We start from the raw sequence: 15,125 nt of genomic DNA, 5'->3' as shown, positions 1-15,125 counted from the left end.
TTGTCGGAACGCCGAGACAACGCGCCCCGCATTAGCCTCTTAGGCGTGGCATCGAACCTGGAGCGAAATCTCTCCTACGTGGAAGAATCCGTCGTGGAGGACGAGATCCTCGTCAGCGCGCGCGAACGGGCCACCGAGCTGGGCGTGGCACCGGTGCCGCCGTCGGTCGGGGCCCTGCTGAGCATGTACGCCCAGCTGCTCGGCGCGCGCGCGGTCGTCGAGGTCGGGACCGGCGCCGGCATCAGTGGACTGTGGCTGCTCGACGGCATGCGCGAGGACGGCACGCTGACCACCATCGATTCCGAGCCGGAGCATCAGCGCGCGGCCAAGGACGCGTTCCGCGCCGCCGACATCCCGCCCGCGCGGACCAGGCTGATCAACGGGCGCGCGCTCGACGTGCTACCCCGCCTCGCCGACGGCGCCTACGATCTGGTCTTCATCGATGCCGCGCCGCTGGAGCATCCGCAGTACGTCGCACAGGCGGTGCGGCTGCTGCGCGACGGCGGCGCCATCATCCTGCACAACGCGCTGCTCGGCGGCCGGGTCCCCGATCCGAGTCAGCGTGATCCGGCCACCCAGGCGGTGCGCGCGGCCACCCGCGCCATCGCGGAGGATCCGGAACTCACCTGTGTGCTGATTCCCGTCGGCGACGGATTGCTCTGCGCCTCACGCGGATAGCGCACGCGCGCAAAGTCGTTCGCGGCGTGGCGGCAGAACGGTATGCCGCCGTTGCGAATCCGGTCGATCGCGAGAGCCGGTCCGCCGCCGTTCGATGATTCAGCGTGCCGGTCCCGGGTATCCGACGATCAGCCGTGGTACGGGCGACCGCGTGCGTCATCGCGCGAGGAGCGTCCGAAAACTGTCGGTGCCGCAAGCGAATTCGGAGGTCTGGCGATGTGGGATCGCGCGTCGGAAATCGTCCATTACGGCCACGTCGGACATGTGGTCAAGGAAAAAGGTTCGGTGAATTGGGTTCTGGCCGGGTTGGGCTTTTTCGCGGTCGCGATTCTGCTCGTCGTGCTGGTGCTGCTCGTGGTGAGCAATGCCGATTTCGACACCGGTCCCGCGAAGGTGGTGCCGACCACCGGACCCTGTGAGCCATTCTGCACGCGGACGCCGCCACCGCCCGCGCCGTGACGCACGGGTCGAATCCCGTGTGCTGTTCGTGATTCGGTGGCCGAGCGGCCCGCGGTGTGTTTGGGTGAGCCCGGGGCAGCGCGGAGGACGAGCCGATGTTCTGGAACGACGACGATCGACAGAGGAACCGCACCGAGGAGTGGGCGGGCGCGACAATCGTGTTCGGCATCCTGCTCGTATTGGCGATCGTGCTGGCGATTCTGGTCAGCACCGCCGATTTCGGTGACCGATCGCGCCCGACGACGCCGCGCACGCCCGGTTCCTGTCAGCCGTTCTGCACGGTCCAGCCGACGCCGTCGTGAGCCGGAGCCGCGCCGCCCGGACCGGCCTCGGATCGCGGCCGGTCGCGAGTTACCAGCGGTCGCCGGGAATCTCAGACCCAGACGCCCTTGCCGACGGTGACCACGCCGCGTTTGCTCACCGCGAAACGATCGCGGTCGCGCTCGAGGTCGACGCCGATGATCTCGCCCTCGCCGACCACCACGTTCTTGTCGAGGATGGCGCGGCGCACCACCGCGCCACGGCCGATGCGCACGCCGGGCATCAGCACGCTGCCCTCGACGGTGGCGCCGTCGTCGATCATCACGTTGGAGCTCAGCACGGAATTGCGCACCGTCGCGGCGGACAGGATGCTGCCAGAGCCCACGATGCATTCCTGAGCGAGCCCGCCCTGCGCGAATTTGGCGGGCGGCAGGTTCTCGGCCGCGCCGCGGATCGGCCAGTGCTTGTTGTAGAGGTTGAACACCGGGTGCACCGAGACCAGGTCCATGTGCGCGTCGTAGAAGGCGTCGATGGTCCCGACGTCGCGCCAGTAGCCGCGATCGCGTTCGGTGGCGCCCGGCACGTCGTTGTCGGCGAAGTCGTAGACCGCGGCATGGCCAGCCGCGACGAGCGCGGGGATGATGTCGCCGCCCATGTCGTGATCCGAGTCGGAGTTCTCGGCGTCGGCGCGGATCGAATCGACCAGCACCTTGGTGGTGAAGACGTAGTTGCCCATCGACGCGAAGGTCACGTTCGGATCGTCCGGCGTGCCTGGCGGGTGGGCGGGCTTCTCCAGGAACTGGATGATGCGGCCCGACTCGTCGGAATCGATGCAGCCGAACGCGCTGGCCTCGCTGCGGGGCACCCTGATGCCCGCCACGGTGACGCCCGCGCCGGAATCGATGTGATGGGAGACCATCTGCTCCGGGTCCATCCGGTACACGTGGTCGGCGCCGAAGACGACGATGTAGTCAGGGTCTTCGTCGTAGATCAGGTTCAGCGACTGCATGATCGCGTCGGCGCTGCCGGTGTACCAGCGCGGGCCGAGGCGCTGCTGGGCGGGCACCGGGGTGATGTACTCGCCCGCGAACCCAGACAGCCGCCAGGTCTGCGAGATGTGCCGGTCCAGCGAATGCGATTTGTACTGGGTGAGCACGCACAGGCGTAGGTAGCCCGCGTTCACCAGATTGCTGAGCACGAAGTCGATCAGGCGGTACGCGCCGCCGAAGGGGACCGCTGGCTTGGCGCGGTCCGCGGTGAGTGGAAACAGGCGCTTTCCCTCGCCACCGGCGAGCACGATCCCGAGTACGTGCGGCTGGCTCCTCACAGTGCCCAAACTACCGTGTAGTCATGGCGCGGGTGGCTCCCGCCGAGCCGAGCGTCTAGTTTGGATCGGTGAGTTTCGGCACGAACGGAGGGCACTCGGCGACGGGACCCGGCGAGCCGGAGAACCTCGGGGACCGATTGCGCGTCGCGATGTTGACCCGCGAATACCCACCCGAGGTGTACGGCGGCGCGGGCGTACACGTCACCCAGCTGGCCGCCGAATTGCGCAGGCTCTGCGAGGTGACCGTGCACTGCATGGGCGCCGAGCGCGCCGGCGCCGTCGTGCACCAGCCGGACGCGACACTCTACGCCGCCAACGCCGCGCTGCAGATGATGTCCGCGCAGCTGCGGATGGCCGACGCGGCGGGCGACGTGGACGTGGTGCACTCGCACACCTGGTACACCGGTCTGGCCGGGCACCTGGCCGCCGCACTGTACGGCATTCCGCACGTGCTCACCGCGCACTCGCTGGAGCCGCGCCGTCCGTGGAAGGCCGAACAGCTCGGCGGCGGCTACCGGCTGTCCTCCTGGTCGGAGCGCAACGCCATGGAGCACGCCGACGCCGTCATCGCGGTGAGCGAGGGCATGCGCCAGGACGTGCTCGACGCCTACCCGGCGATCGACCCGAGCCGGGTCCACGTGGTGCACAACGGCATCGATGCCACGCTCTGGCGGCCGGGTCCGCCCGCCGCCGGCGAGCGTCCGATCTTGGACGAGCTCGGGGTGCGTACCGACCGGCCGATCGTCGCCTTCGTCGGCCGCATCACCCGGCAGAAGGGCGTCGGCCACCTGCTCGCCGCCGCGCGCGAGTTCGCGCCGGAGATCCAGCTGGTGCTGTGCGCGGGCGCGCCGGACACCAAGGAACTGGAGGACGAGACGGCCGCCGCGGTCGCCGAATTGCAGCGCCGGCGCGGAAATGTCTTCTGGGTGCGGGAAATGCTGCCCACCGAGCAGATCAGGCAGATTCTCGCGGCCGCCGCCGTGTTCGTCTGCCCGTCGGTGTACGAGCCGCTCGGCATCGTGAACCTGGAGGCCATGGCCTGCGCCACCGCGGTCGTCGCCTCCGACGTCGGCGGCATCCCGGAGGTGGTCGCCGACGGCGGCACCGGCAGGCTCGTGCACTACGACGCGGGCGCGGCCGTCGACTACGAGCGTGGCTTGGCCGCCGCCGTCAACGAGGTCGCGGGCGACCCGATCCTGGCCGCCGAATTCGGCGCCGCGGGGCGGGCAAGGGCCATCGCGGAATTCGACTGGTCGCGGATCGCGGAGCGGACCGTCGAGGTCTACGAGCACGTGCGCAAGCCGTGAACCGGCGGTGGCACATGGTCAGGCGCGGCGGCGATACGTCGACACCGTGACCGAAGCGGTCACCTCCGTGTGCTCGGGCAGCGCCACCGCGCGAGGATCGCGCCCTCGTTCGGCGTGATGCGCCGAGGGGCCCATCCCGACCACATCGGCCACCTCGGCGCGGTCGAGCTTCATCGGATACTCGACGACGACCCGGTCCACCTGCTCGAACAAGCCCGACATGGACTCGGTGATGCGGCGATCCTTGTCCGGGTCGACGGTGACCATGCCGAGCGGATCGATCAGCTCGGCCAGATGACGGGCGGTCGGCGCGGCGACGACGAAACGGCCGTCCGCGTCGAGCACCCTGGCCGCTTCCGCCGGATTGCGTGGCGCGAACACCGAGAGCACTCCCGTCAGCACGCCGTCGCGGACCGGTAGGCCGCGCCAGGCGTCGGCGAGCACCGCTGCGGCGCGAGGATGAGTGCGGGCGCAGCGGCGGGCGGCGGGTTTGGCCACGTCCAGCGCGATGCCACGGGCTCCGGGTGCGGCGTCGAGCGCCGCGGCCAGGTAATAGCCGGTACCCGCGCCGACCTCCAACAGGGCCCGATCGCCGACCGGTCCGACGGCGGTGGCCACGGCGGCGGCGATGGGCGCGAAATGCCCCTCGCCCTGGAAGGCGGCACGGGCGTCCAGCATGGCCGCGGTGTCGCCGGTCATCTTGGTCGACGCACCGGTCAGCAAGCTGACGTAGCCCTGTTTGGCGATGTCGAAACTGTGGCCGCGACCGCAGCGCAGCGCCCGGTCCACCGCCTCGAGCGCGAGACGGCATTCCGGACAGGCCAGCAGGCCGGCCACATCAGCGAGTGCCGAGGGACTAGCTGGTGACACTCTTCAATTCGTCGCCAAGCGCCGCTGCCTCATCCGGCGTGAGTTCGACGACCAGACGCCCGCCACCCTCGAGTGGAACCCGCATAACGATTCCACGCCCTTCCTTGGTTGCCTCGAGGGGACCGTCCCCGGTGCGGGGCTTCATGGCCGCCATCCTCTGCTCCCTCCAGATCTGCGCGGTTTTCTGCGCACTTTCTTGGAACTACAGTTGTCACCAACCAGGTAGCTCACCGGCATTTGGCGAGCTACACCCGTCCTATTCTTCCCTATCGCCGTTGTGGACGGATACCTGAGTTCGAAATGTGATCGCTCGGGCGGTGTTGTGCGGGTCACTTCCGACCCAGCAATCGGCCAGGTGATCGTCGACCATTCCGGTCGCCTGCATCAGTGCGTAGGCGGTGGTCGGTCCGACGAAACGAAACCCGCGCCGCTTCAATTCTTTTGCCAGAGCTATGGATTCGGGACTCGTCGCGGGCACGTCGGCGATGGTTTCCGGGCGCGGTCGTCGCGGCGGCGCGAACGACCAGATCAACTCGTCGAGGCCGCGGTCGAGCGCCTCGGCGGCTCTGGCGTTGGCGATCGCCGCCTCGATCTTGGCGCGGTTCCGGACGATGCCTCGATCGGCGAGCAGACGGGCCACGTCCGCCTCGCCGAACGCCGCGACGCGATCGATCGAGAACTCGGCGAACGCCGAACGGAAGGCCGGGCGCTTGCGCAGGATCGTGATCCAGGAAAGGCCCGACTGGAACGCCTCGAGGCAGACCCGCTCGAACATCGCGTCGGGGCCGCGCAGCGGCTCGCCCCATTCGAAGTCGTGGTAATCGCGATACAGCTGTGAGGACTCCGCCCACGGGCAGCGGATCATGCCGTCGTCGGCGCGCGGGGCGGTCACGGCTTTTCCGGGGTGCTCGGGGCGGGCCAAGGCGACGCCGGGCGCTCGGTGTCGTGGCGGGGCGCCACGGCGGTGTCGTGACGCGCGACGTCTTCCGCGCCCGTCTCGACGGTCAGGCCGCGGCCTGTCGTGTCGCCGCGAGCATGCGCGAGTTCCAGCTGAAGTTCGTCGATGCGGGCGGCGAGCCTGGCCAGCGCCCAGTCCACCTCGCCCGCCTTGTAGCCGCGCACCACCTGCTGGAAGCGCAGCGCGCGCACGTCGGCGCCGGTGATGCCCTCGGCGGGCAGCACGGTGGCCGTCGTGCCCTCGGGCAGCGGGCCGAGTTCCTCACCGCGCCCGAAGATCGCACTCGCGAGCAGGAAGAGCACCGCGGCCACCAGGCCGACGATCAGCACGTACAACAGCAGCGTGAGCATGACACGAGCTTATTCCGCCCGTCCGACATGCTCGTTCACGCCCGAGCGGAGACGATCGCCCGGGCGTGAACCGATTTCGCGAGGACGCTACAGATGCCGCGTGGTGTCGATGCCGAGCGACATGCCCGCCAGGCCGCGGCGGCGCACCGCGAGCTTGTCGGCGACCTCGATCAGCGCCTTGGCCGACGCGCTGTCCGGATCGCGCAGCACGATCGGGGTGCCCTCGTCGCCCGCCTCGCGGAGACTCTGCTCGATCGGGATCTGACCGAGCAGCGGCACGGTCGCGCCGACCGCGCGGGTCAGGCTGTCGGCGACGGTCTGACCGCCGCCGGAGCCGTAGAGCTCCATCCGGCTTCCGTCGGGCAGGTCGAGCCAGGACATGTTCTCCACCACGCCCGCGATCCGCTGACGGGTCTGCAGCGCGATCGAGCCCGCCCGCTCGGCCACCTCGGCGGCGGCGACCTGCGGGGTGGTGACGACCAGGATCTCCGCGTTCGGGATGAGCTGGGCGATGGAGATGGCAACGTCGCCGGTGCCGGGTGGCAGGTCGAGCAGCAGGATGTCCAGATCGCCCCAGAACACGTCGGCGAGAAACTGCTGCAACGCACGGTGCAGCATCGGGCCGCGCCACACCACGGGCGTGTTGCCCTGGGTGAACATGGCGATCGAGATGACCTTCACCTCGTGCGCGACGGGCGGCATGATCATCCGCTCGACCTGGGTCGGCCTGGCGTCGGTGCCGAGCATGCGCGGCACCGAATGGCCGTAGATGTCTGCGTCGAGCACGCCGACGGACAGGCCGCGCGCGGCCATGGCGGCCGCGAGATTGACTGTGACCGAGGACTTTCCGACGCCGCCCTTGCCGGACGCGACCGCGTACACGCGGGTCAGCGAGCCCGGCTGGGCGAAGGGGATCACCGGGTCGGCCGAGTCGCCGCGCAGCTGCTTGCGCAGACTGGTGCGCTGCTCGTCGTTCATCACGTCGAGCTCGACGGAGATGGCGCCGACGCCGGGGACGTCCGCCACCGCCTTGGTGACCCGCTGGGTGATCTCGGTACGCAGCGGGCAGCCCGCCGTCGTCAGGTAGACCTCGACATGGACATTGCTTTCGGCGTCGATCGCGACGCTTTTCACCATGCCCAGTTCGGTGATCGGTTTCCGGATCTCCGGGTCGTCGACCTTCGCGAGCGCACCACGCACATCCGATTCCGTTACCACTGGCATAACAGAAATTTTAGGCGGATCAGATCCGCGGCAGCTGGGCGGGCTTGGGTGCGACCCCGTTGCCGTAGGAATTCGACCACGCCATGACGTTCGCGACGTAAGCCATGGAGTTGTTGTAGCGCAGAATCGCGCGCGACTGCTGGGCCAGGTCGCGCATGTTCAACCCGCCGTCGCACAGGTACTTCCCGGCCGTCAGCGCGGCGTCGAAGAGGTTCTGCGGGTCGGCGATGCCGTCGCCGTTGCCGTCGGCGGCGTAGCGCTTCCACGTCGAGGGCAGGAACTGCATCGGGCCAACGGCGCGGTCGTAGCCCGCGAGTCCGTCGAGTTCGCCGTCGTCGCTGTCGCGGATGACGTTGTTGCCCGCGAGCGAGCCGTCGAGGACCGGGCCGTAGACCGGGCTCAGCGGGTTGCCGTCGGAGTCGGCCTTGCCGCCGAAGGCGTGGGTGGACTCGACGCGCCCGATGCCGGCCAGTAGCGTCCACGGCATCTCGCACACCGGGTTCTCGGCGTCCAGCCTGCGCTCGGCGTTCTGGTAGGCGGCGATCGCGACGCCCGGCACGCCCAGCTGTCCGGCGGGCAGGTCGGACTTCACCCGATCCGCGGACAGCGCAACGGTTTTCACGACCGGCGGGACGGCGGTGCGCTGCTGGGCCATGGCGTGCGCGACGAACTCGACCGAGTCGGCGGATCTGGCGCCGAGCGCGCCCTCCTGATCGTCGCCGGAGGCGAATTGAACTGCGGCCTGATCGGAATCCAGATCGGACGCCGCGGCGCATGCCACGAATCCGGCGGGAACCAATCCGGTCAGTGCGATTACGGAGCCGCGCTTGATAGGAGCAGGCGATTGCTTACGGTGACGCCCCACGGTGTGGTGTCCCTCCTCCGGTTACACAAAGGCCCGCTGACGAGCCCTTCGTGGACGAAGGAGAGATTACCGCATTCGAGATCTTTTTGTTACTGCTTCGTGATCTGCCTGGAGGTTTGGTCTCAGCCTTGTGGCGGAGCGGGCGGCAGCGGGATGACGATGCCGAACGGCAGTGTGATGCCGGGCTGTTGGGTCGGGGCGGGCGCGACGGAAGGCTGCTCGGCGGGCGCGGGTTCGGGGGTCTTGGCGACCTCCGGCTCCGGGTTCGGCTGCTCCTCGGCGGGAGCAGGAGCAGGAGCGGGGGCAGGCGCGGGCGCGGGCCCGCCCGCCTGGGGTGCCTGCTGCCCTTGCGCTTGCGGCGTGCACACCGGATTCGGCTGCGGTTTCAGGTCACGGGCCGGATCGTTCGGATCGAGCGGTTCGCCTGCCTCGACGGGGACGTTCGGGTCGCGCGGTTCCGCGCCGAATTCCTGGCGCGCCCCGAGCGGGCGCGCAGGCTCGCCCGGCCGCGGCATCGGCGCGGGCACCGCGACCTGCTCGCACGGGTTGGCGGGCGGCGGCGGCGCTGCCGGGCAGAAGATGCCGCACGGAATCGGCGGCAAGCCCGGGATGGTGATCATCACCTGTGTCGGCGCCGGAGCCAGCGGAACCGGGGAAGACGGCACCCGGTCCGCGGGCGAGGCGGGGGGTGGGGTGGGCAGGGTGGTCTGCACCGCGGACATGTCCGGGCCCGCGGTGATCATCGGCGCCGAGCCAGGCGGGATCAGTTCCGGGGAGATGTTGACCTGGCTCGGACTGCCGCCGGTGCGGTAGGCCGCCGACCAACTCAACACGTTGGCCGCGTAGGACATCGAGTTGTTGTAGCGCAGCACCGCGCGCAACTCCTGCGCGGGATCGCGTAGGTTCAGCCCGCCCGAGCACAGGTACTTGCCCGCGGCCAGGGCGGCGTCGAAGACGTTGTGCGGGTCGGCGACGCCGTCGCCGTTGCCGTCGGCGGCGTACAGGCCCCAGGTGCCCGGCAGGAACTGCATCGGGCCGATGGCCCGCACGTACCCGCCCTCCGCGGCCTTGATGACTTCGTTGCCTGGCAGCGTGCCGTCCAGCGCGGGTCCGAAGATCGGGGTCACCGTCGTGCCCGCCGCGTCGGTGCGGCCGTTGCCCGCGTGCGCCGACTCGATCCGGCCGATGCCGGCCAGCAGATTCCACGGCAGGCCGCACCCGGGCATCGAGGACTCCAGCGCCAGCTCCGCGTTCCGGTACGCGGCCAGCACGATCTCCGGAATGCCGAGCGCGCCGCCGACCGAGGGCAACCTGACGTCGTGCAGTGGCACCCTGCCGCCGAAAGGCGGCATCCCATCGGCGGGCGGAGTCATAGCTCGAAGTTTGCGGGGAGTGTCCGGCGCGACCGGTAGCAGCCCTACTGTCCGAGACGAGTCGCCTCCGGATTCGGTGTCCGTGCCGTTGCCCGTGCCGCCGCGCCCGGCCGACGCGGCGAGCAGCGCTTCCGGAGCCTGCGGCGGCGCGCTCGAGGTAGTGCTGTGCGTCGCTGACCCGGTAGCGACCAGACCAGCGACAACGAGGGCCGACATGGTTATCGGAGCGGAAACTCGCATTCGGCCACACCAATCCTCTACGTCGTGGGAGCGGTGTCCCGGACAAACCGAGCCGGGCCCCGCTCAGGACAACGTTGTCCAGGTTACCCAGCGGTCAGTAGGTTGTTGAGCATTTCCGGTCAATCGTCAGCAACGGGCGGTGAAACCTGAAGGTGGGGCTGCTTTCCGCCGGAGGATTTCTTGCGACCGGCCTTGCCGGGCTTGGCCTCACGCGTCGCGTCGCTTTCCTGGCCTGTCGCGGACTCGATGCGGTCGAGAACCTCGCGCATCTCCTCCAATTCGCGCCGTAGATAGTCGCGAGTCGCCACATCGCCGACCGCGATGCGCAGCGCTGCGAGTTCGCGGGCCAGAAATTCGGTGTCCGCCTTGGTTTGTGCCGCGCGCGTCCGGTCCTCTTCGAGCGCCACGCGATCGCGGTTGTCCTGACGGTTCTGCGCCAGCAGGATCAGCGGCGCGGCGTAGGCGGCCTGGGTGGAGAACGCGAGATTCAACAGGATGAACGGATACGGGTCCCAGCGCAGCGCGACCACGAAGACGTTGAGGAGGATCCAGATGATCACCACGATCGTCTGCAGCGCGAGATACCTTCCGGTACCGAGGAATCGGGCCACCCGCTCCGAGCTGCGCGCCAATGCCTCTGCGTCCCAATCGAATCGGAAGCGGGTCTCGACCGGCATCTCCAAACGCTGCCTGGCGGAGCTGGCGCCGACCCTGCTGACGCCCGCCGGCGGATTCTTGTCAGTCATGCGCCGGAATCCCTTCGTGCTGCTCTTCCTCGCGCCAGTCCTCCGGCAGCAGATGGTCGAGCACGTCGTCGACGCTGACCGCGCCGAGCAGATGGTTCTCGTTGTCCACCACCGGCCCGCACACGAGGTTGTAGGTGGCGAAATACCTGGTCACCGCGGAGAGCGGCACCTCGGCGCGCAGCGGTGCGAGATCGGAATCGATGATGCCGCCCACCAGGTGCGCCGGCGGTTCGCGGAGTAGTTGCTGGATATGCACGCAGCCGAGGTAGGGCCCGGTGGGCGTCGCGGTCGGCGGGCGGACGACGAAGACCATGGACGCGAGCGCGGGCGTGAGGTCGGGGTTGCGCACCCTGGCCAGCGCCTCGGCGACCGTTGTCGCGGGCGTCAGCACCACGGGCTTGGTCGTCATCAGACCGCCCGCGGTGTCGGGGGAGTGCGCGAGCAGCCTGCGCACCGGTTCGGATTCCTCGGGGTCCATCATCGCGAGCAGCGATTCGCGTTCCCCCGTCGGCAGTTCCCCGAGCAGGTCGGCCGCGTCGTCGGGATCCATCGCCTCGAGCACGTCGGCGGCGCGGCGCACCTCGAGGTGGCCGAGCAGGTCGACCTGATCGTCGTCGGGGAGTTCCTGCACCACGTCGGCGAGCCGCTCGTCGTCGAGCGCCTCGGCGACCTCCATGCGGCGCTTCTCCGGCAGTTCGCGGAGCAGATGCGCGACGTCGGCGGGGCGCAAGCCCTCGAACTGTTCGAGCAGCTGGGTGACGTCCTGGCCCGGCCTGCCGATCTCGTAGGGGGTCAGGCCGGACACCGTGGTCCATTCGACGACGTGCACGGTGCGCCGCCGCCCGATCCGCCGGTGCCCGCGCACCGCGACGCGGGAGACCCGCCAATCCCTGGTCCTGGTCAGTTCGATGCCGAGATCGACCACGAAGAGATCGACGCCGGCCAGGTCGGGCAGCTCCGGATCGTCAACGCGCACCTTGGAATCCACGATCTGCGCCAGCGCGAGCATCTCGCCTGGTCGCTGCTGGAAACGGCGCAGGCTCACGGTGCCTGTGTTGAGCGTCACCATGCCGGGTTCGACCGAGGTCACCCGCAACATCGGCACGAAAATCCGCCGCCTGCTCGGCAATTCGACGACCAGGCCGTGCACGCGCGGTACCTGACGGTCGTAGCGGATCGCCACGACCACGTCGCGGACCCGGCCGATAGACTCCCCGTCCGGTCCCAGCACCGCCAGGCCGGCGAGCCTGGCGACGTACACCCTGGTAGCTGCCATGCTTGCCAGACTAGACAGGAGGCTCCATGAAGCCGCGCCGATCTGTGCTCGCCGTGCCAGGCAGCAACCCCAAGATGATCGAGAAAGCCAAGGGGTTGCCGGTCGACGAGGTCTTCCTCGATCTGGAGGACGCGGTGGCGCCGGTGGCCAAGGCCGCGGCGCGCGCGAACATCGTGGCCGCGCTGAATCAGCCGGGCTGGGGTTCGCAACTGCGGGTGGTGCGGGTCAACGACTGGACGACCGCGTGGACCTACGCTGACGTGATCACGGTCGTAGCGGGCGCGGGCCGCGTCATCGACGCGATCCTGCTGCCCAAGGTCACCGACGCGGGCCAGGTGCGGGCGCTGGATCTGCTGCTCACCCAGGTCGAGAAGGCCAACGGGCTCGAGGTCGGACGGATCGGCATCGAACCGCAGCTGGAAAACGCCATGGGCCTGCGCAACATCGACGAGATCGCCACCGCGAGCCCGCGGGTCCAAGCGCTGGTCTTCGGCCCGGCCGACTTCATGGCCAGCATCAACATGCGCACCCTGGTGGTCGGCGAACAGCCGGAGGGCTACGACACCGGCGACGCATACCACCACATCCTGATGACCATCCTGCTCGCCGCGCGCGCTCACGGCTTGCAGGCGATCGACGGCCCCTACTTGCAGATTCGCGACGTCGACGGTTTCCGCAGGGCCGCGGCGCGCACCGCGGCACTCGGCTACGACGGCAAGTGGGTGCTGCACCCAGGCCAGATCGACGCGGCCAACGAGATCTTCAGCCCGCGCCAGGCCGACTACGACCGGGCCGAGGAAATCCTGGACGCCTACGCCTTCCACACCTCGGCCGAGGGCGGCGCGCGCGGCGCTGTCATGCTCGGCGACGAGATGATCGACGAGGCCAGCGCGAAGATGGCTCAGGTGGTGGCGGACAAGGGCCGGGCCGCTGGCATGACGCGCACCACGCGTTTCACAGCACCGAACGGCCGCGCGGAATAGCAGAATGGAGTCATGACGAATCCCTTGGGGAATTCCAACCGTGCCCGCCAGGGGTTGCCGACCCCGCCGTCGGGCTGGCCGGTTGGCTCCTACCCGACCTACGCCGAGGCGCAGCGGGCGGTCGACTACCTGGCCGACAACCAATTTCCGGTGCAGGACGTGACGATCGTCGGTGTCGACCTGATGCAGGTCGAGCGCGTGCTCTACCGCCTGAACTGGGGCAAGGTGATCGGCGGCGGCGTGGTCTCCGGCGCCTGGCTCGGTCTGTTCCTCGGTCTGCTGCTGAGTTTGTTCACCACCAGCGGCGCGTTCGGTCCGTTGCTGGTCGGCCTGGTCGGCGGCATCATCTTCGGCGTCATCTCGACTTCGATTCCGTACGCGGCCACCAGGGGTCAGCGCGATTTCGCCTCCACCATGCAGCTGGTGGCGGGCCGCTACGACGTGCTGTGCGACCCGAAGTCGGCCGAACAGGCGCGGGACATGCTCGCGCGGTTGGCGATCTGAGCGCATGGACGTGCTGGACACGGTGCGCACCGGCGTGCTCGACCACTATGGTGTGGCCGCGACGGGCGTGGATTCGGCCTCGGTGACGTTTCTCGGCCTGGAGCCGATCGAGATCCTGCGGATCGTCGACGGCGATGTGGTGCACTACGCGACGCTCGGCGGCTCGCGTCATCCGATGGGCGATCCCGGTGACCTGCACGCCGATCCGGTGCGCGGCCCGCGCGCTGAGCTGGTGCTGACGCTGCGGTCGGGCATCGCCATGCCGGGCCTGCCCAAGGCGCTCGGCATCCTGGTCGCCACGCCTTCCGTGGAAGGCGTTGTGCTGCAAGCCGATGCGTTGCTCGATCTGGGCGAGCCGCTGTGGCAGGGCGCGGCGTTCACCGCGGCGCTGCTCGGTGACAGCGAGATTCCGGAGATTCCGCTGCCCGAGCCCGCCGAGCCGGTCAGGTATCTGACGGTGACGCCGGTAACCGCCACCGAGGCGGCGTGGGTGCGGGTGCGTGGCGCGCAGGCGCTGCGCGACGCGTGGCGGGAAGCGGGCATCGACGTCCGCGACCCCGGGCGCGGGGCAGCGACGCTGTAGGCGAGTGCCGCGTGGCGTTCAGAGCCAGTCGTTGCGGCGGAACGTGACGAACAGCCCGGCGCACACCGTCACGATGAACAGCAGGACCATGCCGTAGCCGTAGGTCCATTTCAGTTCGGGCATGTGCTCGAAGTTCATCCCGTAGATACCCGCGACCATGGTCGGCACCGCCGCGATGGCCACCCACGCGGAGATCTTCCGCATGTCGGTGTTCTGTTGCAGGCTGATCTTGGCCAGCGCCGCGCCGACCAGTTCGCTGAGCGACTCGTCGAAATCGGAGATGCGCTCGGCGACCGCGGTGTGGTGGTCGGCCACGTCGCGCAGGTAGCGCCGAATCTCCTTGGGCACCGGCAGATCCGGTTTGTGCGCGAGGAATTGCAGCGGCGCCGCGAGCGGATTGACCGCGCGGCGCAGTTCGACGACCTCGCGCTTGAGCTGATAGATCGACTCGATGGTGACGTGATTGCGCGGGGTGAAGACTTGCTCTTCCATCTCGTCGATGTCGTTCTCCACCCGGGTCGCCACCTCGATGTAGGAGTCGACGACGTGGTCGGCCACCATGTGCAGCACGGCGTACGGGCCGTGGCCCAACCGCTCGGGACGGCCCTCCAGTTCGCGACGCACTCCGGCCAGACCGCTGTGCTCGCCGTGCCGGACGGTCACCGCGAAGTCGGTTCCGGTGAACACCATGATGTCGCCGGTCTCGACTATCTCGCTGACGCCGTCCATTTCGTGCGGGACATAGGACACGGTGCGCAGCACCAGGAACAGCGTGTCGTCGTAGCGTTCCAGTTTGGGCCGCTGATGGGACTTGACGGCGTCGTCGACGGCCAGCGGATGCAGGTCGAAGGTCGATGCGATGTCGGCCATCTGCGTCTGGTCGGGATCGTGCAGGCCGATCCAGACGAAACCTCCGCGTGAGCGGGCCTCGGCGAGCGCTTCGTCGTGGGTGAACCTGCCAGGCAGCCTGCGCCCTTCGACGTAGACGGCGCAGTCGACGATGGCTCGCGCGGTGGGAACCGGAATGCGTGGACGCGGCGTCGACGCGCGGCCCTGCCCGCGGAAAGACGACAGAGGCGGTATGGACGGCACGACGACGATGCTAGATGCCGTCGCCGGGC

Annotated in this window: 18 protein-coding genes; 7 read left to right on the top strand and 11 right to left on the bottom strand. The window is 69.1% G+C overall.

Annotation, left to right across the window (positions count from 1 at the left end; genetic code table 11):
- Positions 1-45 precede the first annotated feature (45 nt).
- From NX1_RS17640 to NX1_RS17630, 3 genes are all read left to right on the top strand, one after another.
- The gene (locus tag NX1_RS17640) at positions 46-678 is read left to right on the top strand and encodes an O-methyltransferase (protein WP_068060169.1); all 633 of its coding nucleotides are present in this window, start codon (positions 46-48) and stop codon (positions 676-678) included.
- A 285-nt stretch (positions 679-963) separates the two neighbouring features.
- Positions 964-1,137, top strand: coding sequence for a hypothetical protein (locus NX1_RS17635; RefSeq protein ID WP_157119817.1), 174 nt, complete (start codon positions 964-966; stop codon positions 1,135-1,137).
- Positions 1,138-1,232: 95 nt separating this feature from the next.
- Entirely contained in the window at positions 1,233-1,439 is a 207-nt protein-coding gene (locus NX1_RS17630) for a phage holin family protein (RefSeq protein ID WP_068060163.1), read from the top strand.
- Positions 1,440-1,510: 71 nt separating this feature from the next.
- Here the strand turns inward: NX1_RS17630 and glgC are convergent, their stop codons facing one another.
- Complete coding sequence (glgC, locus tag NX1_RS17625) at positions 1,511-2,725, bottom strand: glucose-1-phosphate adenylyltransferase (protein WP_068060436.1); 1,215 nt, start codon at positions 2,723-2,725, stop codon at positions 1,511-1,513.
- A gap of 137 nt (positions 2,726-2,862) precedes the next feature.
- Here glgC and glgA point away from each other — a divergent pair, with 137 nt between their 5' ends.
- Positions 2,863-4,032, top strand: a complete 1,170-nt coding sequence (gene glgA, locus NX1_RS17620; RefSeq protein ID WP_068060433.1) for a glycogen synthase — start codon at positions 2,863-2,865, stop codon at positions 4,030-4,032.
- A gap of 18 nt (positions 4,033-4,050) precedes the next feature.
- Here glgA and NX1_RS17615 read toward each other — a convergent pair whose 3' ends face one another.
- The 9 genes from NX1_RS17615 to NX1_RS17580 all read right to left on the bottom strand — a co-directional run bounded on the left by NX1_RS17615 (position 4,051) and on the right by NX1_RS17580 (position 11,934).
- A complete protein-coding gene (locus NX1_RS17615; protein ID WP_068060161.1) occupies positions 4,051-4,902 on the bottom strand; it encodes a putative RNA methyltransferase in 852 nt (283 codons plus the stop codon).
- Positions 4,889-5,056 carry a DUF3117 domain-containing protein gene (locus NX1_RS35470; protein WP_011211259.1) on the bottom strand — a complete coding sequence of 56 codons (168 nt, stop codon included), beginning with the start codon at positions 5,054-5,056 and terminating at the stop codon, positions 4,889-4,891. Before NX1_RS35470 ends, NX1_RS17615 begins: the two co-directional genes overlap by 14 nt.
- Positions 5,057-5,158: 102 nt before the next feature.
- Positions 5,159-5,767 (bottom strand): DNA-3-methyladenine glycosylase I, encoded by a 609-nt coding sequence (locus tag NX1_RS17610; RefSeq protein ID WP_068060430.1) that lies wholly within the window; start codon positions 5,765-5,767, stop codon positions 5,159-5,161.
- Positions 5,768-5,790: 23 nt separating this feature from the next.
- Entirely contained in the window at positions 5,791-6,210 is a 420-nt protein-coding gene (locus NX1_RS35465) for a DivIVA domain-containing protein (RefSeq protein WP_084501515.1), read from the bottom strand.
- Between the two features lie 87 nt (positions 6,211-6,297).
- Complete coding sequence (locus tag NX1_RS17600) at positions 6,298-7,434, bottom strand: Mrp/NBP35 family ATP-binding protein (protein ID WP_068060160.1); 1,137 nt, start codon at positions 7,432-7,434, stop codon at positions 6,298-6,300.
- A gap of 19 nt (positions 7,435-7,453) precedes the next feature.
- Positions 7,454-8,299, bottom strand: a complete 846-nt coding sequence (locus NX1_RS17595) for a lytic transglycosylase domain-containing protein (protein WP_068060157.1) — start codon at positions 8,297-8,299, stop codon at positions 7,454-7,456.
- A gap of 122 nt (positions 8,300-8,421) precedes the next feature.
- Entirely contained in the window at positions 8,422-9,672 is a 1,251-nt protein-coding gene (locus NX1_RS38430; RefSeq protein WP_281216645.1) for a lytic murein transglycosylase, read from the bottom strand.
- A 359-nt stretch (positions 9,673-10,031) separates the two neighbouring features.
- Positions 10,032-10,658: a DUF1003 domain-containing protein gene (locus NX1_RS17585; protein ID WP_068060151.1), complete on the bottom strand. Its 627-nt coding sequence runs from the start codon at positions 10,656-10,658 to the stop codon at positions 10,032-10,034.
- On the bottom strand, positions 10,651-11,934 hold the full coding sequence (locus NX1_RS17580) for a magnesium transporter MgtE N-terminal domain-containing protein (RefSeq protein ID WP_068060147.1): 1,284 nt from the start codon (positions 11,932-11,934) through the stop codon (positions 10,651-10,653). Before NX1_RS17580 ends, NX1_RS17585 begins: the two co-directional genes overlap by 8 nt.
- A gap of 26 nt (positions 11,935-11,960) precedes the next feature.
- Here NX1_RS17580 and NX1_RS17575 point away from each other — a divergent pair, with 26 nt between their 5' ends.
- From NX1_RS17575 to NX1_RS17565, 3 genes are read left to right on the top strand one after another with little or no spacing between them, the layout of a single operon-like run.
- The gene (locus tag NX1_RS17575) at positions 11,961-12,917 is read left to right on the top strand and encodes an HpcH/HpaI aldolase/citrate lyase family protein (RefSeq protein WP_068060144.1); all 957 of its coding nucleotides are present in this window, start codon (positions 11,961-11,963) and stop codon (positions 12,915-12,917) included.
- Between the two features lie 12 nt (positions 12,918-12,929).
- Positions 12,930-13,421 carry a YflT domain-containing protein gene (locus NX1_RS17570; protein WP_068060141.1) on the top strand — a complete coding sequence of 164 codons (492 nt, stop codon included), beginning with the start codon at positions 12,930-12,932 and terminating at the stop codon, positions 13,419-13,421.
- Between the two features lie 4 nt (positions 13,422-13,425).
- Entirely contained in the window at positions 13,426-14,004 is a 579-nt protein-coding gene (locus NX1_RS17565; RefSeq protein ID WP_084501514.1) for a suppressor of fused domain protein, read from the top strand.
- Between the two features lie 18 nt (positions 14,005-14,022).
- Here the strand turns inward: NX1_RS17565 and NX1_RS17560 are convergent, their stop codons facing one another.
- Positions 14,023-15,096 (bottom strand): magnesium and cobalt transport protein CorA, encoded by a 1,074-nt coding sequence (locus NX1_RS17560; protein WP_068060138.1) that lies wholly within the window; start codon positions 15,094-15,096, stop codon positions 14,023-14,025.
- Positions 15,097-15,125 lie beyond the last annotated feature (29 nt).

Source organism: Nocardia xishanensis NBRC 101358, from assembly GCF_001613365.1.
GTDB lineage: Bacteria > Actinomycetota > Actinomycetes > Mycobacteriales > Mycobacteriaceae > Nocardia > Nocardia xishanensis.
Note: the sequence above shows the minus strand (reverse complement) of the source record. Positions and strands in the feature narration are given on the sequence as shown.